Raw genomic sequence first — 22,919 nt, 5'->3', positions numbered from 1 at the left:
GCTCGTGCTAGCAAAGGGTCAAAAACTGTTTTGATCAGCAAGTACAAACAGGCGGTAGCGGGGTAACATTTGTCCCCTACCAAACATAAAGACAAAGAACCCTGTCTTTATGCAAATCATACGTCTTTTAAGTATACTTCTTGCCATCATTTTTGTGCAAGGCTGTGCAACTTATACCTCAGAACAAGAGGCGCGAGCCATTAACTTACCAGAACTGGGTAGCATCATACAAACTCGGGGGAATTTTTGGTATGCTACCTCAGAACGGGTGGGTACGCCCGAATGGGGCACTCCTTTAGTGGTTGACGTACAAGAAGTGCCGTTTACCAAGAACACCTATGGCAACTATAGTGCGTACATGGGCAAAGCCAGCCGAATAAACGGTATCGCCTATGTAGATTCCCTACCCTATAAGCCCAAATATTTACGACTACAACTCGCTGATAAGATTGCGGTGGTACAACAATTGAATAGTACAAAAAATGGCCCTGTACGTGACTATTTGGCTACGGACCATGATTATAAAGTAGTTACAAGCTTAGATATTACGCTAACCGATGCCTTGATGCCTAAATTCTTATCCGCCGCCAAAGTAACGCTTTGCGAAAACGCCCAATGGGGAAAACACTTGCTTTTTATCATCGATAAAAAAGAAGAGCGGGTACCTTTCTCCGAGATTCAGGTTTTTGATTACAGCTATGCGTCGCTTTGTTGGGGAGAAGACCGCTACCACAACAAACGTGTGGAAACCCTGTTACCTGGCAATAACGCCTGCCCCAAAGGCACCTATAAAAAGGCAGCCAAAGTAGGGTCGGACAAATCGTATTTAAAATTTTAATATGGGTTTAAGAACTAGCATCCTGTCCATAGTACTTGTAATTGTTTTTGCCAGCTGTGACGATATTCTAGAGGTGCCAGAAATTGACAAAGAACAGATTTCCGTACTGGCACCCTTGGAGGGAGCTGTTATTAACGGTAATACGGTGCGTTTTAATTGGAACGCCCTTGAAGATGCGCGAAGCTATAAGCTTGAAGTAGCCCAGCCCAATTTCGTCAACACCACTCAAATCGTGTTAGACAGTATCATTGTCGAAGATACCCTAGGTACCCTAACTACCAAAGTTCAAAGTACCTTGTTGAACGGCAATTACGAATGGCGCGTAAAAGGTCTAAATGGGGGTATAGAAACGCCCTTTACCACCAATTCCTTCTCGGTCGATGGCGATGAAAATATTGATTTGATACCCCCCAACACCCCTACCCTCGTAGCACCCGCGGATGGCACCATTCAAGATGAAACCAGCGTTTCCTTCAATTGGACCCGTGAAGCGGTTTCCGGAAGTGCTGAAAGCGACAGTATTTATATTTATACCGATGTCGATTTACAGAATTTAGAGCTAAAAGATCTAGGCGCCAACAAAGCATACAATACGACCCTCAGTTCCAACACCTATTATTGGGTGGTACAGGCTTTTGATGCCGGCGGTAATAAGAGTGCTGACTCCGAAGTATTTACACTAACCATTAACTAAAAATATAGTAGTACATCGAACGCGCCTGGCTGACACTGTCAGACAGGCAGTCGAGATGTTGAGAGTATCTAGATTCTAACTTGTTCAATGCATAAAAACACCAAAACATATCTTTTGTTAACCGCCGTACTGCTTATTTGGGGTATCATAGGGTATAAAGTGTTTTCCGGAAATTCAGATGTAACCGAGGCAGAAGCAAGCTTTAAAAAGTCTCCTTTAAGATCTTTGCCAACACAAGTGAAAGATACCTTTTCAATTCTCACCGATTATCGCGATCCTTTTTTGGGAACCTTTCCAAAGAAAAAAGTAAAAAAAACGAAGCGCACATCAAAACTCAAAAAAACAGCAGAGCCAGAAATCAAGATTCAATTCACCGGCCTGGTAACAGATAAGAACAGTAAACAGAGAATATTTTTCGTAAACATCAACGGCCAACAACATTTGATGAGTGTAAAGGATGAAATTCAAAAAGTACAGTTGTTGAGCGGTACTTCGACTTCCATCAGGGTACGCGCCAACGGAAAAACAAGAATCATTGACATACAAGAGTGAACTGGAAGCAAAAAATACCGGCCGGGTCATTACAGTTTGTTCTTTTTATAGGCGTGGTAATACTACTGCTACTGCTTGCCTTTATTACCCTCAGCTATACGCACTCCTTCTTTGGTAATAAGACTGATTTGTTTATCAGTACTATTCGTCAGGCTGATGCGGGTTTGAATTATATGCTACAGGACGAACTGATACAACAAGACTCCATAGGCCTTCCAACTAATCCAGATAGGCCTATTTCACTTAATGGAATCAAGGAGTATTGGGGAGTTTACGAGAAATATACTGTTGCTAGCACCTCCAAGAAAAACCGTTTTGTAAAATCGGTTTTGGTAGGAAAAAAAGCTTTGGGGCAGTTGCCTGCACTTTACTTGCAAAATAAGGAAAGGCCCTTGATTATAGTAGGCAAGGCCAGTATTACCGGTGATGCCTTTTTACCACAACAAGGCATACGAACAGGGAACATTGCTGGAAATGCGTTTTATGGTGAGTCGACCTTAGGCGGTAATCAACGCACCAGTTCCGCCCAACTTCCAAAATTGGATCAAAACCTCCGAGACCATCTGGAGCTAGTGTCTCAAAATCAGTTTCGAGCACCTTCAGAGATGATACTTCCTTTTTCACATGCCATGAGCTATAGCAATTCCTTTAAGCAACCTACGCAATTTATATACGGAGATCGCATCGACTTAGTAGCAGTATCATTGACCGGAAACTTAATTATTCGGGCATCACAAAAAATTACAGTTCGGTCTAGGAGCCAATTACAGGATGTGATTTTGCTAGCTCCAGAAATTGAAATCAAAGGCAAGGTCAAAGGAACCTTTCAGGCCATAGCCAGCAAACATATATCCGTTGGAAAAGGGTGTCTTTTGGGCTATCCCTCTGCTTTGGTTACCGTGACAAAAGGGCAAAGCGCAACACCATCTACCGCCGAACAGCGTCCGGCAATATTGGTGGATTCGAAAACAGATGTTTTGGGGATGATCGTCTATTTAGGCCCTTCGCAAGGGCAGCAACTTTTACCACAAATTACCGTACAAGACCAAGTGAACCTTTGGGGAGAAATTTATTGTGAACAAAATTTGGAACTAAAGGGAAATGTGTTTGGCAGTGTGACCACACAAGCCTTTAGGGCTATAGAAGGTGGAAGTATCTATCAAAATCATTTGTTCAATGGCACCATAAACAGTGCACAATTGCCCCAGCAATATGTAGGCTTGCTAATGAGTGATGCCAGTCAATCTAAAGGAATAAGCAAATGGCTCTACTAAAAAAAATAAAGGGGTCAACCTTAATGGAAACTATGGTGGCAACAGTTTTAATCGTAGTGCTGTTTTTAATGGCAAGTATGTTATTGAATTCCATTTTCGCATCTACTATAAAAGATGATACACAAAATGTATCGGCGCGAATCAGTGAATTGGAATATCAGTATCAGCATGGTTTGATCGCCCTACCCCACTACGAAACCTACAACGACTGGGAGATAAGTTTTGAGATTGAAAATATGGAACATGAAGAATCACCCAGAGTCAAGGCAATCCACTCTCAAACAAAAAAGGAAATAAAAACCAACATGGGTGTAGATGAAAAAATATAATCCAAAAATAAAAGCATTTACCCTAAGCGAGATGATCGTGGTGCTCCTGCTTACTATTGTTGTTGTCAGTCTGGCATTTTCGGTATTGAACCTTGTGCAAAAGCAGATGGGCAGCATGTCGGATAACTATGAAGACCATACCGAATTGAATCTTTTACGACAGGCATTAACGATAGATTTTGGTACCTATCCTGATATTAGCTTTGACAATACAACCCAGATCCTTGGTTTCGCAAATGAAATGGAGTATACCCACTATCGCTTTGAAAAGGAGCAGGTTCTTAGAGGCAAAGACACCTTTAATTTAGAGCTAACCAACCTTCTATTTTATTTTGATGGTAGAGAAATATCAAATGGGTCTATTGATGCCATAAAACTAAGTACAGGGCCAGAAAAAATAGATAAAAACGTATTCATTTATAACGAAAACGCAGCCGCGGAATATATGTACTAATGGGGTTCAAACTAGAAAATACGATTTCAAAAAAAAGTGTACCGCCTACAAACATAGGCGGTATGACGAATATTCTTAAAAAAGAAATCGCCCTATTTACCCCTTCGTTCTCCAACAAAAAAAAGGAGAACTTCTATACCGAAATCAGTGTTCTCCTCCGGGCTGGAATAAATTTGAAAGATGCCCTTAGCCTTTTGCGGGACAATCAAAAAAAGGAAAAGCACCAAATTTTTTATACCGAAATGGTAGAGGCTTTAGTATCGGGAAAACCTTTTTCAGAAGTGATTCGAAACAAGAAAGAATTTACTGAATACGAGTACCACTCCTTAAAGATCGGCGAAGAAACAGGTACCACGGCAAAGATAACCGAGGAACTCGGCAAGTTTTTCAGTCGTAAAAACGAGCAAAGAAGAAATTTGTTGAACGCACTAACCTACCCAATTATCATCTTGGTCACGGCAGCCTTGGTGGTAATTTTTATGCTGCGTTTGGTCGTACCCATGTTTCAAGATATTTTTAAACAGAACAATGTAGAACTGCCAGGTATTACCAACTTTATTATTGCCGCTTCCGATTTTATCAAAGACTATGGCTGGTATGTGTTACTATTCTTAATTTGTCTTGTGGTGTTAGGTAAAATATACGGAGATAACGAACGCTTTAAAAGGAAAAAGGGGTATCTACAGCTTAAAATGCCATACATCGGCAATTTTATTAAATCGGTATATATGGCCCAATTTACACAAGCCGTAACACTATTGACGGCCTCCAAAGTACCTGTTTTGAATAGTATCGAACTGGTCAGGCAAATGATTGATTTTTTTCCATTGAAAGAAGCGCTAGCTAATGTAGAGAAAGGAATTCTAAAAGGTGAAAGTTTAAGCCAAAGTTTGAGTCAAAATAAGATTTTCGATCACCGAATGGTTGCTCTGGTTAAAGTTGCTGAAGAAACCAATCAAACTGAATTTATTTTTGAAAGATTGAATCAGCAATACGATATTGAAGTGCAACAAAAATCAAAATTGCTTTCCACACTGCTAGAGCCTATGATTATCGTGGTCGTTGGTGCTATTGTTGGTATTATACTGGTTGCCATGTATTTACCCATGTTCAAATTGGGTAGTGTACTTGGATAAAAAGCAGGTTTGCAAAATAACCTTGCCAATTTGCCAACATAGGTTGCCGGTCAATATGATGATGCCGTTTCACTTTCCTTACCATTGCGCGAAGGGCTATGCATTCCCAGTTCAGGGATGACTAACAAGGGTATCTGAGTGTGAAACGCAATCCTTTTTATAACGGGCTCACGAGTCATTTTTTCCATATAGCTGTGTTGGTAGTTCAACATTGCTAGTAGGTGTATATCAAGTTCTTCGGTAAATACTTCGAGGGTTTTAGAAATGGAATTTAATTCGGAAACGGTATGCACATAATGCTCTACCTCCCCAAGGTATTTCCGTAACATATTTAAATTAAACCGTTGTAACTCCGTCAATGCCTTTATCTCATATTGCACATGAACAATGCGAATCGTGGCGTCAAAAGTTTCGGCCATGTCTTGCAAAGGCTGTAGTTCTGATTTGGTGTAGAATCGATTAAAATCAGTCGCAAATGCAATTTCATTGGGTGTAACAAATTCAAAATTTTGCGGAACCGCCAAAACCGGACAATGCTTTACCGATTTGATGATACGAACCGTATTGCTGCCCATAAACACCTCTTCAAGTCCAGAAGCGCCTTTGGTACCAGTAACCACTAAATCTATGTGCTGTTCGGCAATGGTTTCCTTGATTTCGTCGACCAAAAAACTAAAGGAAGAACTGACCTTAAAACTATGCTTTGGATTGTCATATACCTTGTGAATACGGTCGACCACACTTTGCAAACCTCTTTTTGAACCCAATTGCGCCCCATTTTCGAGCACTCCTCCATCAATAGATGCTGCCATAAAGCGACTACTGGCTATGGCAGGGGTATAGGTATTTAACAAGTGGAAAACGCAGGTTTCATTCTTAAAAAGTTCTATAGCATAACGCGTAGCGTTCCATGCGTTTTCTGAAAAGTCTGTAGGTATGAGTATATTCTTCATCAACTTTTTATAATAAGCTATGCCGTAAAAATAGGCTCACGAGCTAGGGTAAACTATGACATTTGTCAGCTTTTGTACGGCTACATAAATCTAAAACCCCTCCACTAAATCTTGAAGTTTTCTTTCGTCAGCAACGCCTATTTGCTTGCCTGAAGTTTTGATGAATCCTTTTTTCTTGAATTCTGAAATTATACGAATACACGATTCCGTGGCGGTTCCGACCACGTTTGCATAATCTTCTCGAGAAAGTGTTAGATTAAGAAATCCGGCTTCGTCTTCACCGTAATTTTTCTTTAAGTATAAAAAAGCTTCCGCCATACGTTGCTTAACCGTCTTTTGAGACATATTTACAATGACATCGTCAGCTTCCTTAAGGTCATGCGCCATGTGGCGTAATACCTCAACGGCAAAATTAGGATTGGTATTCAGGGTATTTGAAATGACTTCCTTGGGAATAAAGCAAACCTCCATATCGCTCACCGCAACGGCGCTTAAATTTGTAGATTCCTCTGCAATGACGGTGCGCTGCCCAATCACCTCACCCTTACTCGCCAATTTTACAATTTGGTCTTTTCCATTAGCGCTAAGTTTAGACAGTTTAGAAACTCCGTCTCGAACGCAAAAAACACCGTCTAACTTTTCGCCTTCCTCAAAAATGGTCTCCCCTTTTTTGATTTTTCGATACACCTTTGAATCGGAGACTTTCTTCAATTCTTCCTTATTCATTGCGCGTAAAGCATTGAACTGTCGAACGATACAATTTTCACATCTGCTTTCCATGACTTTATTCTTTATACCTGATGTTACAAAGGTATTCTGCACCCATTGAACAAAACCTGATAATTATCATGTTTTAACAATTCATTGGTTCTCACCTTTGCCAATGGTATGATGAACTCATCTTATCCTTTACCTGTGAATGGTACATTTTGCCTTCTAAGCATAACGTCAAGATAAGTTCAAAGCAAATGTAATTATGAGAAGTATCAACTGTTACCATTGCGGTGATGATTGCGGCAACAATTTCATCAAATATGATACGAAAGAATTCTGTTGTAATGGGTGCAAAACTGTTTATGAAATTTTCTCTAGTAACGATTTATCTTATTATTATGACCTACAAGCTGCTGCTGGTACAACCCCTGAAGCGGTTGAAGGAAAGTATGATTATCTCGACACTGCTTCTATTGTTCAAAGACTAACCGAATTTAACGATGAAAATCTACAGATTGTCAACCTCTATATTCCACATATTCATTGTAGTTCTTGTATTTGGGTTTTAGAAAATCTGAACAAACTGAATTCGTTTGTCAATAGTTCTCAAGTTGATTTTCCACAGAAAACGGTGCGTATTGCGTATGCCAGTGATGAATTTTCGTTAAAAGAACTGGTACTGCTCTTAACGAGAATTGGTTATGAACCCTATATTTCACTTGACGATTACGATACCAAAAAGAAAACTGTTGATCGAAGTTTGATTTACAAGTTGGGTGTCGCTGGTTTTGCCTTTGGCAATGTGATGTTTCTTTCCTTTCCAGATTATTTTGACTTGTCTTCAAGCGCATCTTCGGGTGGTGAGTTTTGGCTCAATACCTATCAAGATGTTTTTCGTTGGTTGATGTTTTCGTTTTCATTACCCGTAGTTTTTTATGCAGGACGCGATTATTTCATATCCGCATTCAAAGGTCTTCGCTCCAACCTATTGAACATAGACGTTCCGATTGCTTTAGGAATCGTTGTTCTTTTTCTAAGAAGTACCATCGATATAATTTTCGATTGGGGGCCTGGATTTTTCGATTCCCTTACGGGATTGATTTTCTTCCTTTTGCTGGGCAAATTCTTCCAACAGAAAACCTATTCTTTTCTTTCTTTCGAAAGGGATTACAAATCGTATTTCCCCATTGCAGTTACCCGCATTACGGACCAAGGCAAAGAGGAAATCACCCAGGTTCATGATATTCGAAAAGGAGACCAGCTCTTAATTCGAAATGGAGAACTGATTCCAGTAGATGGAATTCTAATTAGTGCTAATGGTCAAATCGACTACAGTTTTGTGAGTGGTGAGTCAGCACCCGTAAATAAGAAAGCTGGCGATAAAGTTTTTGCAGGTGGAAAACAGCTTCAAGGGGCGATTGAAATGATTGTACAGAAAACAGTTTCTCAAAGTTATTTGACCCAGTTGTGGAGCAATTCAGTTTTTCAAATCAACAAAGCAGATTCCTTCCAAACTTTGACAGATAGCATTGGAAAGCGCTTTACCATCACCGTTTTGTCTATTGCCGCTGTCGCAACGGCATTCTGGCTCTATTATGACCCCAGCAAGGCGATGAACGTTTTTACGGCAGTGTTGATTATTGCTTGCCCTTGTGCTATTTCACTTGCAGCACCCTTCACCTTGGGGAATATGCTGCGCATTTACGGTCGCAAAAAATTCTATTTGAAAGATACCCAGACTATTGAGCGACTTGCGCAAATCGATACTGCAATTTTCGATAAAACAGGAACGATCACAACCATCCAAAAGAGTATGCCCACGTATGAAGGCATGCCCTTAACCGAAGCTGAGGCAGCGCTTCTTAAAAATACGATTCGAGCTTCCAACCACCCCTTGAGTCGTTCATTATATAATCTACTTGCCGAACATGATATTGTACCCTTAGATGAATATCAAGAACATCTAGGCAAGGGTATTGAAGCAAGCAAAGACAATACGCATATCAAAGTTGGTTCGGCAGATTTTGTAGGAGAACAGCAATTGGAAGAAACATCAAGCACTTCGGTACACATCAGCAGCAACGATGATTACAAAGGCAAATATGTTTTCTACAATCAATACCGTGAAGGAATTTCAGAGGTTTTTAAAGCCATGTCAGAAACACTTCAACTTGCGATTCTATCAGGAGATAACGAAGGAGAAAAGGAACGTTTAGAAAAACTATTGCCTAAACTGACTCCACTATATTTCAACCAAAAACCCGAACAAAAATTAGCGTTTATCAAATCACTGCAGGTACAAGGCAAAAAAGTATTGATGGTAGGTGACGGATTGAACGATGCTGGAGCTTTAGCCCAAAGCGAGGTAGGCATTGCCATTTCAGAAAATGTAAATGTGTTTTCCCCTGCCTGCGATGGCATGTTAGATGCCTCAAAATTCCGCCATTTATATGCATACATCCTTGCCTCAAAAAAGGCATTGAGCATCATCAAATTAAGTTTTATACTGTCTTTGTTATACAATGTTATCGGGCTGTATTTCGCGGTAACGGGGCAATTAGAACCCGTCATTGCGGCCATTTTAATGCCTTTGAGTTCGATAAGCGTAGTGGCATTCGCTACAGTAATGACCAACCTGATCGGCCATAAATTAGAATAGAAGTGATTGACAATCTAAAGCGAAATAGTTTTTTAAAAATTTCCATTGGTATCGTATATCTCTGGTTCGGAGCACTAAAGTTTTTTCCAGAATTGAGTCCGGCAGAGGGTCTAGCTACAGATACCATTGCTGAGCTAACTTTGGGTACTATTCCCGCAAGTATTGCCATAGTACTTTTAGCTTTTATTGAGGTGATAATCGGCCTTTGTTTTCTATTGAATAGCTATACAAAAAAGATAGCCTTTGCAGCCCTTGCCCATTTGGCTTGCACCTTTACACCGCTGTTATTCTTCTATGATATTTCTTTTAACGGCTATCCTATTTTTCTAACATTAGTAGGGCAATACATCATTAAAAACCTCATAATTGTTGCAGCGCTCCTATCAATTATAAAAGGTGAAGATGCTCAGCTGAGAAGCGCAAAAATTCTTAAAAACCAAAAAAAAGGATAAGATGATAAATGTCATATTTTATGATTCGATATCCCTATAGTTTTACAGCATAATTCAGGTAGGTATGAGTGTTATTTATGTGTTACTGACCATCAGCATAATTGTCGCGGTCCTCTTTTTCATAGCCTTTATCATTTCGGTTAAAAATGGACAATACGATGATTCCTATACACCATCAGTGCGTATGCTTTTTGAAGATGAATTGGTAAAGCCCGATCTAAAAGCAAAAGGCAAAGAATCGTCTTTGCGAGGCACGAAGCGAACTGTTGCATCAAAACAAGCAAATTGCCGGACTACGCTCGCTACGACCAACACTAAAATCCAACTAAATAAAGAAAAATAACTATGGAAGTACAACAGTTCTATTACGATAATAAGATCGTAAAAAACTTCCTCTATGCGACCATGCTATGGGGAATTGTAGGGATGTCTGTCGGGCTCTTGTTGGCCTTTATGTTTATGTTTCCCAACTTGACCGATGGTATCTCATGGTTGAGTTTTGGTCGTTTACGACCCTTACATACCAATGCGGTGATATTTGCATTTGTAGGGAATGCTATTTTCGCCGGAGTCTACTACTCCACCCAACGCTTGCTAAAGGCACGAATGTTCAGTGACGTACTCAGTAAATTTAATTTTTGGGGCTGGCAAGCGATAATAGTTGCCGCTGCGATAACCCTACCCCTAGGATACACTACTTCTAAAGAATATGCCGAACTAGAGTGGCCGATTGACATCGCCATTGCATTGGTTTGGGTTGCTTTTGGTGTGAACCTTATTGGAACCATGATCAAAAGGAGACAACGCCATTTATATGTGGCCATCTGGTTTTACCTGGCAACTTTTGTAACCGTTGCGGTACTGCATATATTCAATAGTCTAGAACTTCCGGTAAGTGCTTTGAAAAGTTATTCGGTTTACGCAGGGGTTCAAGACGCCTTGGTACAATGGTGGTACGGGCACAACGCCGTAGCCTTCTTTTTGACTACTCCGTTTTTGGGGTTGATGTATTATTTCGTTCCTAAAGCGGCAAATCGGCCTGTATATTCCTATAAACTATCGATTGTTCACTTCTGGTCTTTGATATTCATCTATATCTGGGCAGGGCCACACCATTTACTGTATTCTTCATTACCTGATTGGGCTCAGAATTTAGGAGTTGCCTTTTCTGTAATGCTTATCGCGCCCTCTTGGGGAGGAATGATAAACGGACTACTAACACTGCGAGGTGCTTGGGATAAAGTACGCACAGACCCTACCTTGAAATTTATGGTTGTTGCGATCACAGGATACGGTATGGCAACCTTTGAAGGGCCCATGTTATCTCTTAAAAATGTAAACGCTATCGCACACTTTAGTGACTGGATTATTGCCCACGTGCATGTTGGTGCTTTGGCATGGAATGGCTTTTTAGCATTCGGAATGATCTACTGGTTGGTTCCTAAAATGTTCAAAACGCGATTGGCCTCAAAAGGTTTGGCCAATTTCCATTTTTGGATTGGCACCTTGGGCATCATTCTCTACGCCTTACCTATGTACGTAGCGGGCTTCACCCAGGCATTGATGTGGAAAGACTTTAATCCAGATGGGACCTTAGTCTATGGAAACTTCTTAGAAACAGTCAATGAAATTATGCCCATGTATTGGATGCGTGCCATAGGCGGTAGTATGTACATCATCGGTGCTTGTGTTATGGTTTACAATGTTGTAGTTACCATCAAACAGGGTACTAAGGTAGAAGATGAGTTGGCAGAAGCCGCAGCCTTGACGCGCGTATCGAAAAGAAGAACCGCAGGTGAAACGTACCATACTTGGTTAGAGCGCAAGCCGATACAATTGACTATTCTGGCAACGGTAGCTATCCTCATCGGAGGTATAGTTCAGATCGTGCCCACTATACTTGTAAAGTCAAACATTCCCACCATAACTAGTGTAAAGCCTTATACGCCTTTAGAACTAGAGGGTCGTGACCTTTATATTCGAGAAGGGTGCGTGGGCTGTCATTCGCAAATGATACGCCCCTTCCGCAGTGAGGTAGAACGGTATGGAGAATACTCGAAAGCGGGAGAATTTGTATACGACCACCCTTTCCTTTGGGGAAGTAAGAGAACGGGGCCTGATTTACTGAGAGTTGGCGGAAAGTACTCCGACAACTGGCACCTGAACCATATGTACGATCCACAAAGTACGTCTTCAGGTTCGATAATGCCTGCGTATCAATGGTTGATCAGAAACGAACATGACCGCAATGGAATACAAGGTAAAATGGAAGCCATGGTCTCTCTTGGAGTTCCATATTCTGAAGAAGATATTGCCAATGCCATGGCCAACATGGATGCCCAGGCGACGCAAATCGAAAAAAACCTGTATACCGATCCTGACTTCGCCAAAAGCTATGAAGCTGATAAAAAATATGCCGCTGAAAACGGAGCGGACTTTGTAGAAATGCGAGATCGAGAAATTGTGGCCTTAATCGCATACTTACAGCGTCTAGGCACTGATATTAAAATTAAGGAAACAAACGAAACCATCTCTCAAAACTAAAAGTCATGCTAAAATTCGTAAAAGGTTATATGGAAAGTATAGAGGATGTAGCTACCTATCCGATGATATCGCTGCTCATTTTCTTTGTCTTCTTTGTTATACTGTTTTTGTGGGTATTTACGGCCTCCAAAGAGTATATTAAAGCAATGAGCGAAATGCCCTTAGATAATGATAACCAACAAAACTTAGAAATATGAAAAACACAAGACCCTGGTGGTTATACATCGTAATTGTCTTTTTCCTCGTCTTCGGACTGATGGAATATTTCATCGACTCTGGCGATAAGCCGGCCATAATCGAATATCCGATTACCCAATTTTTTCTGTTTGCCATAGTGATTCTCATGATAGCCGTGGCCTTGATACTGCAATCGGTAGAGAATATCACTTTTCAGTCTATGAACAAAGAGGCGCAAGAGCGTTATCTGGCTGCGAAATCAAAAGGGTGGCAGTGGAAATGGGGAAAACGCGTTTATCAAAACATGCTGGGCACAAAACCAATGGAGGCAGAAGGTGAAATCATTCTAGATCACAACTACGACGGAATTCGCGAATTAGACAATAAGTTACCGCCATGGTGGGTATATATGTTCTATGCTACCATAATTTTCGGCCTGGTATACTTAGTGCGTTTCCACATCATGAACGACTATGACCAAGATTTGGAATATGAACAAGAGGTAGCCGCCGCTCAATTGGAAATTAAAGAATACAAGAAAACAGCCAAAGATCTGGTCGATGTCAATTCGGTAGCGCTTTTCACTGATGCCGCCGATATCAACGCAGGGAAGGTCATTTTTGAAACCAATTGCGTTGCTTGTCACATGGCAGATGGTGGCGGCGGAATTGGCCCGAACCTTACGGATGACTATTGGATCTTAGGCGGAGGCATCAAAAATGTTTTCAATACAGTTTCAGAAGGGGGTCGTGATGGCAAAGGTATGGTGGCATGGAAACAGATCTTAAAGCCCGTAGAAATGGCTCAAGTGTCGAGCTATATTTTGACCGAGATTATCGGAAAAACTCCGGCAAATCCGAAAGCGGCTGAAGGAGAAATTTGGATAGATCCGGAGGCGCCAAAAGAATCGCTGCCTGAGGTAGAAAAAGATTCTACCGCGATTGTTACTGATTCAACTACAGTTGCTATAAACTAATACAAAGTACAACGGCTTCCCTCCATAAAAAGAGGGATTGAGAAAGGTGTTTATGTCACAAGACAAAGAAAATTTTAGAGATTCCATCGGCACCATTAATGAAGAGGGTAAGCGTGCTTGGGTTTTTCCCAAAAAACCTAGCGGTAAATGGTATAGCTATCGCAAATACGTTAGTTATTTTCTATTGGTTTTCCTACTGTTGGCACCCTTTGTAAAAATCGATGGCAATCAATTTTTAATGTTCAATGTATTAGAGCGTCGCTTTAATATATTCGGTTTTCCATTTTGGCCGCAAGATTTTCATTTGTTCGTAATCTCCATGATAATCGGCGTACTATTTATAGCACTCTTTACCGTTGCCTTCGGCCGTATTTTTTGCGGTTGGATGTGCCCGCAAACCATCTTTTTAGAAATGGTTTTTCGAAGAATCGAATACTGGATCGATGGAGATCGAGGAGCGCAAATAAAATTAGATCGACAGCCTTGGAATGCCGAAAAAATAAGAAAGAGAACCACGAAGTGGATTATCTTTTTTATCATTTCATTTGTAATAGCTAATGTATTTCTCGCTTATCTAATAGGCAGTGATCGATTGATTCAGTATATCACAGATGGACCACTGCAGCACATAAGCACCATGGTTTCCTTATTGATTTTTACTGCAGTGTTCTTTTGGGTATTCGCTTGGTTCAGAGAACAGGTATGTATTATCGCATGCCCTTATGGCAGAATGCAAGGCGTTTTGTTAGACAACAAATCAATCATCGTAGCCTATGACCATGTCAGAGGGGAGGCTGAAAATGGACGTAAAAAATTCCGAAAAAATGAAGACCGCGCCGCCTTGGGTCATGGGGATTGTATTGATTGCTTTCAATGCGTAAATGTTTGTCCAACGGGTATCGATATTCGAAACGGAACGCAGTTAGAGTGTGTAAACTGTACCGCCTGTATTGATGAGTGCGATACCATTATGGAAAAGGTCAACCTTCCGAAGGGGCTTATTCGCTATGCCAGTGAGGACGAAATAACGAAGAAAGAAAAATTCAAATTTACGCCTCGTTTAAAGGGCTATACCGCGGTTTTGACCATTCTAACGGGAATTTTAATCGGAATGCTTTTCTTGAGAAATGATTTAGAAGCGAATATCCTGAGATTGCCTGGGCAATTATATGAGCATAAAGAAGATAACATCATAAGCAATGTATACACCTACAAACTGGTAAACAAAACTACCAAAGATGTAAACGATGTGAGTTTTAAACTGTTGTCTCACCAAGGCACCATAAAACTGGTACGGAATGAAGATTTTCGGGTGCCTGCCCAAAACCTAGCCGAGGGCACTTTGTTTATAGAAATCAATAATGCGGCAATCAAAAGTGATAAGGAAAAAATTAAAATCGGTGTATATAGCGGTAACGAATTGGTTGAAACGACCATGACGGCATTTTTGGCCCCTCGAAGTTATCAATAAAATCGTCTGTGCAAGGAAACAGGCGATCTGTTGCATTTGTATTCCAAACTGTCGATTGGCACTGCACTCACAATAACGAAGAAAAAATAGATTTCTGCTTGAAAGGAAATAAAAATAAAAACCGTTGGTCATGAAAATAAACTGGGGAACAGCAATCGTAATAGCATTTATTGCCTTTATCGGCTTTATTTTATTTTTTGTAGTACGAATGAATATGGATGACCGAGCCAATCATGATTTAGTCACCGAGGAATACTATAAGGCTGAATTGGAGTATCAGAAAGAAATCGATGCCGAAAAGAACGCCAGTTCAAATTCGGTCATGCTCAAGCTAAGGAAAACGGCACAAGGGCTGCTGGTAGAGTTTCCCCAGAGTTTAAATTTTAAAAAAGTGAAAGGAACTATATCTCTATACAGACCATCTAACAAACACTTGGACTTTGATTTAGACTTAAATCTGTCCAATGCACATTTGCTCATACCTGACAAACGTTTGTTGGATGGTCGCTGGGATATTAAGGTTTCATGGGAGTATGATGGTGAAATGTATTTGTATAAAGAAGGGATTACGTACTAGAGTTAGAAACTAGACTTCTTTGCAAGGGCTCTTGCGCGACAAAACAGACTAATTAAAACTAGAAAGATTCAAAAGATGGCCGGGCTTGGCTGGCATGATGAATAAACCATAGAAAATGTTACTATCAGCTATCATATTAGGATTAATGGGAAGTTTGCATTGCGTGGGTATGTGCGGACCCATTGCCTTTGTACTGCCAGTAGATAGAACGAACAACTACAAAAAGTTTATACAAATCTTCATATATCACTTTGGGCGATTGCTGGCCTATGGAATAATTGGATTGGTTTTCGGACTTGTTGGTAAGGGACTTTACGTCTTCGGAATGCAACAAAAACTATCTATAGCCATTGGTATATTGATGATTATCATCGTACTAATTCCGTACAAAACTTTTAATAAATACAATTTTTCCAAGCCCCTGTATAAAATGGTTTCAAAGGTTAAAAATCGATTGGGTCAAGAACTCAAGAAAAAATCGCCTGATACCTTTATCACCATTGGCTTTTTAAATGGGTTTTTACCCTGTGGATTAGTCTATGTGGCGCTTTTTGGAGCCATTGCCATGGGTAGTGCCGCCCAAGGAAGCTTGTATATGATTCTTTTTGGTTTAGGAACAATTCCGCTTATGACCACGGCTATCTATTTCAGCGGACTTTTAAAAGGTACTTTACGTCGAAAAGTGCAGCAATTGATTCCTGTTTTTGTGATTCTCGTAGGAGCCTTATTCATTCTACGTGGTTTAGGCCTGGGTATCCCCTATTTGTCACCAGAACCGATTGTTGAATTGGTTTCGAGTGCCGTGGAATGTCATAATTAAACAAATTTGCGAGCCAAGTCGGCTTCAAAGAAATTGATTTGTTTTGTATTGGCTCTTGTAATCTTTTAATTCTAAAAAATACAGCTGGTCACGACATTTAATATGGTAACCTAGTTATTGCAAACTAATAAAACGCTTTTTCCATGAAACCAATACCTAATGACATCGTTTTACGACCGCGATTTCAATTGGAATTGTCAGGTGCTAGGGAAGAATTACTACAATCTTTTGAAAAAAAACAAGTCGAACCCTTCTTGGTCAAACGAATTGATGAACATGTTTTCATCAAATTCAATAAAAAGAACAATCATTTTTGGTCTCCACAACTACACCTCGAATTTGATGAATTGGATAAAAAAAGCAGCAAACTCTATGGTGTTTTCGGGCCCAACCCCACCCTTTGGACCTTTTTTATGTTCCTCCACTTTGGAGTCGCTACGGTCTTTGTCATTTTAGCCATTTGGGCCTATTCTAGCGCTTCCCTAGACAAGCCTTATGGACTTCAATTAGGCCTGATGGTGTTTATGACCCTACTCTGGTTTGTACTTTACTTCTTCGGCAGAGCTGGGAAACAAAAAGGGAAGCCCCAGATGGAAGAATTGTATCGCTTTATGATGGGGGTTTTGGCATAAATACCGTTCTAAGATAGGTCAACAACAACTGTATTTAGATCATTGTAGATCATACTCACAGCTAACCCATCATTCATTTTAAACCTGGTACATAAATATGAGGTAACTAAATTCTTGAAAACAACATTTATCACGATTCATTTTTTTGATTATCAATCATTTAAATGAAAAAAGGGAATCTTCCCCCCGAAGATTCCCTAACTGACCCATGATCGTTTAAAATACTAGCTGATTTTAAAGGTAACCACGGGTATTTTAGAGTGATTTGCAACGTCTTCGCCTATGCTTCCCATAAAGAAATGAGATAACCCCTTTCGGCCATGGGTGGGTATACCTATCATATCGGCCAAGATGCTTTCACTATAATTAAGAATGCCTTTTTCAACGCTGTAATCATTGTATATTTCTACCTGTTGCCCAGCATTTGCTTTCGTCAGAAATTGATTTATTCGCTCATAGGCATCTTTATTGCTGAGGAAATCGTCTCCCGGGGTATTGATATAAACCAGTTCAAGTTCAGCCGTCAAAAGTTCTGCAAAGCTTTTTGTTTTCTGAAAAGCCACAAGGTTTTCGTCTTTAAAATCGCAGGCAAAAGCCAAACGCTCCACTTTAAAGTCATTTAACTCTTCTTTGACTACGATTACCGGTATGTCTGCATTTCTAACTACTTTCTCCGCATTTGAACCAATGAATATCTCTTTAAGTCCGTCACTACCATGAGAACCCATCACGATTAATTCTGCATTATGTTCACTAGCTATTTCATTTACCTCCCTGAATACTTTATAATGTTTAATTATTGGAGTTACGGCAATTCCCTCTAAATACGGCTTATCTAAAAATTCTTTAAACCTTTTTTCCGCCAATTTTAAAAGAAAAACGGTCTGCTCCGGATGAAAGCCTTCCGACGATGCAATCATCGCTTGATTCAATTCTAGCATGTGAAGCGCCAAAATCTCAGAGTCGTGTTTTTTAGCAAGTGATACCGCTACTTTCATAGCATATTCAGATTGCTCGGAAAAGTCGATAGGTACTATTATTTTCTTCATAATATTTGATATTTCATGTCCATTGTAAAGGAAATGGGGTTAAGCTTAGTTTAATTTTAAATCGTCATTGAAAATAACTTCGTTTCTGGGGCCTTTCGTTGCAAAAGCAAATCGAAGGCCATACAGATATTGCGAACAAAAGGTTTACCCCTTTCGGTTATTTTGATTTGGTTCTCGGTTATGGTTATCAATTCATCAGATTCCATTTCACCCAATCGTTTTAAGACCTCATCTATTTCCGAAAAATGCAATTTCCATCTGTCCCATGAAGTTTCAAAACGGCACATTAAATTTAAGATGTGCCTACGTATAATTTGATCTTCTACAGTCAGCATATGGCCCCTGAAAATTGGAATAATATCGTTCTCAACAAGGTGTTGGTATTCTTCCAAACTCTTTACGTTTTGAGCAAAACCATACCAGCTATCACTGATGCTCGATGCTCCTAAACCTATCATTAGATTCGTTTTGGAAGCCGTGTATCCCATAAAATTGCGATGTAGTTTACCCGATTCCATTGATTTAAATAAACTATCTGATTTCAATGCAAAATGGTCCATTCCTATTTCGCAATAACCAACTTGTGCTAAGAGGGCCTTTCCATTTTCGTATTGCAGCCTTTTTTCATCTGCCGACGGCAAATCGGTATCCTTATACCCACGCTGTCCATTTCCCTTTAGCCAAGGAACATGTGCATAGCTATAAAAAGCAAGTCGGTCGGGCATCAGCTCTTTGGTTCTGATTATGGTTTCCTCAACATGAGCTAGGGTCTGAAAGGGCAATCCGAAAATAATATCATGCCCAATTGAAGTATATCCTATTTCACGGGCCCAATGCGTTACTTTCTTTACATTTTCGAAAGGCTGTACCCTATGAATTGCCTTCTGCACCTGCTCGTTATAATCTTGAACGCCATAACTCACACGTCTAAAACCAACATCAAATAGCGCATGTAAGTGTTTTTGTGTTGTATTATTCGGATGTCCTTCGAAACTGAATTCGTAATCGTCAGTTGTATCAGCCCATTTAAGGATTCCATTGATCAGGTATTTCAAGTTCTCTGGAGAGAAAAAAGTAGGTGTACCCCCACCCAGATGCAATTCTTTAATAACAGGTTTTTCGGAAAAGAGATCACGATATAATTTCCACTCTTTAAGAATTGCTTTGATATACGGAAGCTCAACATCGTGTCTTTTCGTAATGCGCTTGTGGCAACCGCAAAATGTACACATGCTTTCGCAGAAAGGTAAATGAATATATAGGCTTATGCCCTCATCAGAATTGCTGGCCTTGAAGCTTTTGGTAACTGAGGCTTCCCATTTCTTTCCGGAAAATGAATTTAAGTCCCAATACGGAACAGTGGGATAACTGGTATATCGTGGCCCGGGAACATTATACTTTTGTACGATACTGCACATACAACTATTTGTTTTCCACAAAGCTAGCACCCATGATCATCATGCAATATGATATAAATCATGTTATGCATGGTACGGTTTTTTAATTTTTCCGATTCGGTAACAAAGGCATCGCGCGCGCTATTGCCTACTTTTAAGGAGTTTATCGCTAATTTTTAAACAAGTCACCATATTATCAAGTACGTATTATAGGGGGATATTACACCTTGTTTACACAGCCCACTACTTACATAAAATACAGTGGTGCGCAGAAAAAAATAGTATGGCTGGCCGAAAGTCAATTCGAGCTGTACACAAGTTCAGAAGTATTCACAAATGGAAAGCATTTCATAAAATTGAGATGACATTGGTCATTTTTCTCGTGAATCATGCTGCTTAGTTTTAGCGCTTAAAATCGATTATGTTATCGCGTTATCTCCCTTGGTTCATCATTCTATCTACAATTGCGGAAATTCTGGGTACTGTAGGCGGTTTTGGCTCCTCGGTTTTCTTTGTGCCAATGGCGACTTACTTTATGGACTTCCAAACCGTTCTGGGAATCACAGCCTTATTTCATCTTTCGAGCAACATTACTAAAATAGGATTCTTTCGAAAAGGTTTTGACAAAAAACTAATGCTCTATTTGGGCATTCCTGCAGTACTATTTGTCGCTCTGGGTGCTTTTCTCAGTAAATACGCCAACCCTGAACTACTGACTTCAGTACTTGGTGTTTTTCTAGTAGCATTCTCGCTACTGTTTGTAATAAACAAAAATCTTAAAGTCGGTGCTTCCAAGAAGAATGCCCTTATTGGTGGTTCTTTATCCGGACTGTTTGCCGGACTTTTAGGAACTGGCGGAGCGATACGAGGCGCCACCATGTCTGCTTTCAACCTGAACAAAGACAAGTTTATCGCTACTTCAGCAATAATCGATTTGGGTATTGATTTAAGTCGAAGTGTTGTTTATACCTACAACGGCTATGTACATTGGAAAGACATGTATTTGATTCCGATTCTGATTGTAGTAAGTATTGTAGGCACCTATCTGGGAAAAAAGGTACTTGATCGCATTACCCAAGACCAATTCAAACGCTTTGTCCTCTTCTTGTTATTTGGAATAGGAGCGCTCACCATAATCTCCAATTTATAGTCATGAAAACCTATTTAATTCTTTTTGCAATTGTACTACTAGGGTTCGTATTGTTATTCGGTTTATATCGCTTCCGCTGTGCTATATCAAAAGAAAAAGAGGTGCTTTTCAAGAAATACAGCAAGCGTCAAAATAGCATTACAGTTCATGATTTAGAGGGTCTACCGCTACTGCTCAAAACGTATTTAAAAAAAGTAGGGGTTGTTGGAAAGCCTAAAGACGGTCATGTCGTCTTTAGACAAAAGGGGCGTATTAAGACTAGTACTGAAAAAGGATGGACCAATTTTAGGGCCATTCAATATATGACCTCAAGCACTCCTAATTTTATTTGGAGCGCCCAAGCCTACCCTTTATTCATCAGAGATAAAAGTATAGCTGGTAAAGGAGAAGTAAAAGTAAATCTCTTCGGTCTTAAGAATATTGCCTTAGCTGACGGAGCCAAAACAGACCAAAGCGCGCTCTCCAGATGTTTAGGTGAGCTGATGTTCTACCCTGTTGGCTTTTTAAGTGCAGACATTGCCTGGGAAGCTATAGATGACAAGAGTGTCAAAGCAAAAGTGCATACCCAAGGCACACAAGCGGAAGGAATATTTTATTTTAACCCGAACGGTTTGCTTTCACATTTTAAAACGAAACGATACAAAGATGAATCGCTAGAAGAATTTACCGGAATCGCCGAAAACTATAAAACCATGAGTGGCCTTTTGATTCCCACAACAATGCGTGCTATTTGGAACTTGGAAGAGGGAGATTTCGAATATTTCAATTGCGAGCTTACCAACTACACCGTGGGGTAAGTGCATTGTATACATTTGAAACGCTTAAGCTAGTACTTGCAACAAATTAGGAACATGATAAATATCATTTTATAAAATAACGGTCTATTTTAATTTTGGTAGCATCAAAATAATAAAAGCGTTCTTTGGAACTTTTATGAAAATGGTAACCAGATTTTTGATTGGTGGGGCTTTTAAAAATCTCGGAACGAAGTGTTAACCTATGTTTAGCTTCTTTGCACTTTTTGTAAGCTAGTACTGCGTAGATGCAGAAGCGAGCGTCCACAATATACGTTGACACCTCAAGAAACAGGTATACGCCTAGTATGCCTGTTTCTATTTTTATGCATTCATAAATAAAATACAACATGACATACTATCACCATACCGTGCTAAGCGATCTCACCTTTGAGGAAGCGGTTAAAACAACCACCGAGGCTTTAAAAAAAGAAGGTTTTGGAATATTAAGCGAAATTGATATCAAAGCAACTTTAAAAAAGAAACTGAATGTCGATTTTCATAACTATAAGATCTTAGGGGCATGCAACCCCGATTTTGCGCATAAAGCCTTACTTGCTGAAGACAAAATAGGAACCATGTTGCCTTGCAACGTTATCTTACAAGAAAAAGAAAAGGGTTTTATTGAGGTTGCAGCTGTAGATCCAATGGCCTCAATGCAGGCTGTTATCAACAAAGACCTTATGGGAATTGCTGACGACGTCAGTGAAAAACTGAAGCGGGTCATTGACGATATTCACCATAATCATTGATTAGCTATTCCTTTTTAACCTTCCCAACTTATTTGTTTGAACCGCTCAAATACTAAAGGCATAGTTTGGTCAATCAGCTAGTTCTGGCCCAACTACTGGCATACCACCACCCTATTCCAGCTGCTATACGTTTATATGTAAAGGAGCTGCAATCTTGTTCTTCTCCTTCAAGTTAAACCACGGTCTTCTTGACATAAACAATAATAGCAAACACGTTTAAGACCGAATAAAATACTGTCGAACAAAATAAAAAAAGCTGCCGTAGTGTAACTTTTTAAAAAAGCAGTAGTCTTTATTCTGAAGGACGCAAAAATTGATATTTCGGTTAATTTATTGAAAATCAAGTTTTTAATACAAAATAGAATTCAGTAACCTTCTAAAGAATGTTAAATATTCTATAAAATAGTACCTTTTTATACATAGTACTGTAACAAAACAAAATATCGCTCGTCTATTAGTTGTAAGTCATTTAAAAAACAACATCAAAAAATATAGAAATTATGAAAGCAGCAATCAACAGAACAG

The 22,919-nt window shown here is 39.8% G+C and carries 24 protein-coding genes; 20 read left to right on the top strand and 4 right to left on the bottom strand.

Going from position 1 to position 22,919, the window contains the following annotated elements; translation table 11 throughout:
- Positions 1–109: 109 nt before the first annotated feature.
- The 7 genes from ABJN95_RS05615 to ABJN95_RS05585 all read left to right on the top strand — a co-directional run bounded on the left by ABJN95_RS05615 (position 110) and on the right by ABJN95_RS05585 (position 5,277).
- Positions 110–838, top strand: coding sequence for a hypothetical protein (locus ABJN95_RS05615; protein ID WP_348369119.1), 729 nt, complete (start codon positions 110–112; stop codon positions 836–838).
- A 1-nt stretch (position 839) separates the two neighbouring features.
- Positions 840–1,532 (top strand): hypothetical protein, encoded by a 693-nt coding sequence (locus ABJN95_RS05610; protein ID WP_348369117.1) that lies wholly within the window; start codon positions 840–842, stop codon positions 1,530–1,532.
- 87 nt (positions 1,533–1,619) lie between these two features.
- The gene (locus tag ABJN95_RS05605; protein ID WP_348369115.1) at positions 1,620–2,084 is read left to right on the top strand and encodes a hypothetical protein; all 465 of its coding nucleotides are present in this window, start codon (positions 1,620–1,622) and stop codon (positions 2,082–2,084) included.
- A complete protein-coding gene (locus tag ABJN95_RS05600; RefSeq protein WP_348369113.1) occupies positions 2,081–3,358 on the top strand; it encodes a hypothetical protein in 1,278 nt (425 codons plus the stop codon). Before ABJN95_RS05605 ends, ABJN95_RS05600 begins: the two co-directional genes overlap by 4 nt.
- The gene (locus ABJN95_RS05595; protein WP_348369111.1) at positions 3,346–3,687 is read left to right on the top strand and encodes a hypothetical protein; all 342 of its coding nucleotides are present in this window, start codon (positions 3,346–3,348) and stop codon (positions 3,685–3,687) included. The genes ABJN95_RS05600 and ABJN95_RS05595 overlap by 13 nt, the downstream gene beginning before the upstream one ends.
- Entirely contained in the window at positions 3,674–4,141 is a 468-nt protein-coding gene (locus ABJN95_RS05590; RefSeq protein ID WP_348369109.1) for a hypothetical protein, read from the top strand. Before ABJN95_RS05595 ends, ABJN95_RS05590 begins: the two co-directional genes overlap by 14 nt.
- 62 nt (positions 4,142–4,203) lie before the next feature.
- Complete coding sequence (locus ABJN95_RS05585) at positions 4,204–5,277, top strand: type II secretion system F family protein (protein WP_348369107.1); 1,074 nt, start codon at positions 4,204–4,206, stop codon at positions 5,275–5,277.
- Positions 5,278–5,327: 50 nt separating this feature from the next.
- Here ABJN95_RS05585 and ABJN95_RS05580 read toward each other — a convergent pair whose 3' ends face one another.
- Together ABJN95_RS05580 and ABJN95_RS05575 are read right to left on the bottom strand one after the other, a co-directional pair.
- Positions 5,328–6,230 (bottom strand): universal stress protein, encoded by a 903-nt coding sequence (locus ABJN95_RS05580; RefSeq protein WP_348369105.1) that lies wholly within the window; start codon positions 6,228–6,230, stop codon positions 5,328–5,330.
- A 90-nt stretch (positions 6,231–6,320) separates the two neighbouring features.
- Positions 6,321–7,010, bottom strand: a complete 690-nt coding sequence (locus tag ABJN95_RS05575) for a Crp/Fnr family transcriptional regulator (protein WP_348369103.1) — start codon at positions 7,008–7,010, stop codon at positions 6,321–6,323.
- Between the two features lie 196 nt (positions 7,011–7,206).
- On the opposite strand from ABJN95_RS05575, the gene ABJN95_RS05570 reads away from it, so the two are divergent.
- From ABJN95_RS05570 to ABJN95_RS05525, 10 genes are all read left to right on the top strand, one after another.
- Positions 7,207–9,603 (top strand): heavy metal translocating P-type ATPase metal-binding domain-containing protein, encoded by a 2,397-nt coding sequence (locus tag ABJN95_RS05570; protein ID WP_348369101.1) that lies wholly within the window; start codon positions 7,207–7,209, stop codon positions 9,601–9,603.
- A gap of 2 nt (positions 9,604–9,605) precedes the next feature.
- Complete coding sequence (locus ABJN95_RS05565; RefSeq protein WP_348369099.1) at positions 9,606–10,055, top strand: hypothetical protein; 450 nt, start codon at positions 9,606–9,608, stop codon at positions 10,053–10,055.
- Between the two features lie 64 nt (positions 10,056–10,119).
- Complete coding sequence (gene ccoS / locus ABJN95_RS05560; protein ID WP_348369097.1) at positions 10,120–10,398, top strand: cbb3-type cytochrome oxidase assembly protein CcoS; 279 nt, start codon at positions 10,120–10,122, stop codon at positions 10,396–10,398.
- A gap of 2 nt (positions 10,399–10,400) precedes the next feature.
- A complete protein-coding gene (gene ccoN / locus ABJN95_RS05555; protein WP_348369095.1) occupies positions 10,401–12,599 on the top strand; it encodes a cytochrome-c oxidase, cbb3-type subunit I in 2,199 nt (732 codons plus the stop codon).
- 5 nt (positions 12,600–12,604) lie between these two features.
- Positions 12,605–12,796: a CcoQ/FixQ family Cbb3-type cytochrome c oxidase assembly chaperone gene (locus ABJN95_RS05550; protein WP_348369093.1), complete on the top strand. Its 192-nt coding sequence runs from the start codon at positions 12,605–12,607 to the stop codon at positions 12,794–12,796.
- Positions 12,793–13,752 carry a cbb3-type cytochrome c oxidase N-terminal domain-containing protein gene (locus ABJN95_RS05545; protein WP_348369091.1) on the top strand — a complete coding sequence of 320 codons (960 nt, stop codon included), beginning with the start codon at positions 12,793–12,795 and terminating at the stop codon, positions 13,750–13,752. The genes ABJN95_RS05550 and ABJN95_RS05545 overlap by 4 nt, the downstream gene beginning before the upstream one ends.
- A 52-nt stretch (positions 13,753–13,804) precedes the next feature.
- Positions 13,805–15,223 (top strand): cytochrome c oxidase accessory protein CcoG, encoded by a 1,419-nt coding sequence (gene ccoG / locus ABJN95_RS05540; protein ID WP_348369089.1) that lies wholly within the window; start codon positions 13,805–13,807, stop codon positions 15,221–15,223.
- A 130-nt stretch (positions 15,224–15,353) separates the two neighbouring features.
- Positions 15,354–15,800 carry a FixH family protein gene (locus ABJN95_RS05535; RefSeq protein WP_348369087.1) on the top strand — a complete coding sequence of 149 codons (447 nt, stop codon included), beginning with the start codon at positions 15,354–15,356 and terminating at the stop codon, positions 15,798–15,800.
- 115 nt (positions 15,801–15,915) lie between these two features.
- Positions 15,916–16,620 carry a sulfite exporter TauE/SafE family protein gene (locus ABJN95_RS05530; RefSeq protein WP_348369085.1) on the top strand — a complete coding sequence of 235 codons (705 nt, stop codon included), beginning with the start codon at positions 15,916–15,918 and terminating at the stop codon, positions 16,618–16,620.
- Between the two features lie 143 nt (positions 16,621–16,763).
- Positions 16,764–17,252: a GTP-binding protein gene (locus ABJN95_RS05525; RefSeq protein WP_348369083.1), complete on the top strand. Its 489-nt coding sequence runs from the start codon at positions 16,764–16,766 to the stop codon at positions 17,250–17,252.
- A 224-nt stretch (positions 17,253–17,476) separates the two neighbouring features.
- Here ABJN95_RS05525 and ABJN95_RS05520 read toward each other — a convergent pair whose 3' ends face one another.
- Positions 17,477–18,301 (bottom strand): universal stress protein, encoded by an 825-nt coding sequence (locus ABJN95_RS05520; protein WP_348369081.1) that lies wholly within the window; start codon positions 18,299–18,301, stop codon positions 17,477–17,479.
- 56 nt (positions 18,302–18,357) lie between these two features.
- A complete protein-coding gene (hemN, locus tag ABJN95_RS05515; RefSeq protein WP_348369079.1) occupies positions 18,358–19,719 on the bottom strand; it encodes an oxygen-independent coproporphyrinogen III oxidase in 1,362 nt (453 codons plus the stop codon).
- Positions 19,720–20,119: 400 nt separating this feature from the next.
- Between hemN and ABJN95_RS05510 the strand changes: the two genes are divergently transcribed.
- The 3 genes from ABJN95_RS05510 to ABJN95_RS05500 all read left to right on the top strand — a co-directional run bounded on the left by ABJN95_RS05510 (position 20,120) and on the right by ABJN95_RS05500 (position 22,394).
- Positions 20,120–20,848, top strand: coding sequence for a sulfite exporter TauE/SafE family protein (locus ABJN95_RS05510; RefSeq protein ID WP_348369077.1), 729 nt, complete (start codon positions 20,120–20,122; stop codon positions 20,846–20,848).
- A 2-nt stretch (positions 20,849–20,850) separates the two neighbouring features.
- Positions 20,851–21,645, top strand: coding sequence for a DUF6544 family protein (locus ABJN95_RS05505; RefSeq protein ID WP_348369075.1), 795 nt, complete (start codon positions 20,851–20,853; stop codon positions 21,643–21,645).
- 347 nt (positions 21,646–21,992) lie between these two features.
- Entirely contained in the window at positions 21,993–22,394 is a 402-nt protein-coding gene (locus ABJN95_RS05500; protein WP_348369073.1) for a DUF302 domain-containing protein, read from the top strand.
- The last annotated feature ends 525 nt before the right edge of the window (positions 22,395–22,919 follow it).

It is taken from the genome of Maribacter sp., assembly GCF_039974175.1.
GTDB lineage: Bacteria > Bacteroidota > Bacteroidia > Flavobacteriales > Flavobacteriaceae > Maribacter_C.
Note: the sequence above shows the minus strand (reverse complement) of the source record. Positions and strands in the feature narration are given on the sequence as shown.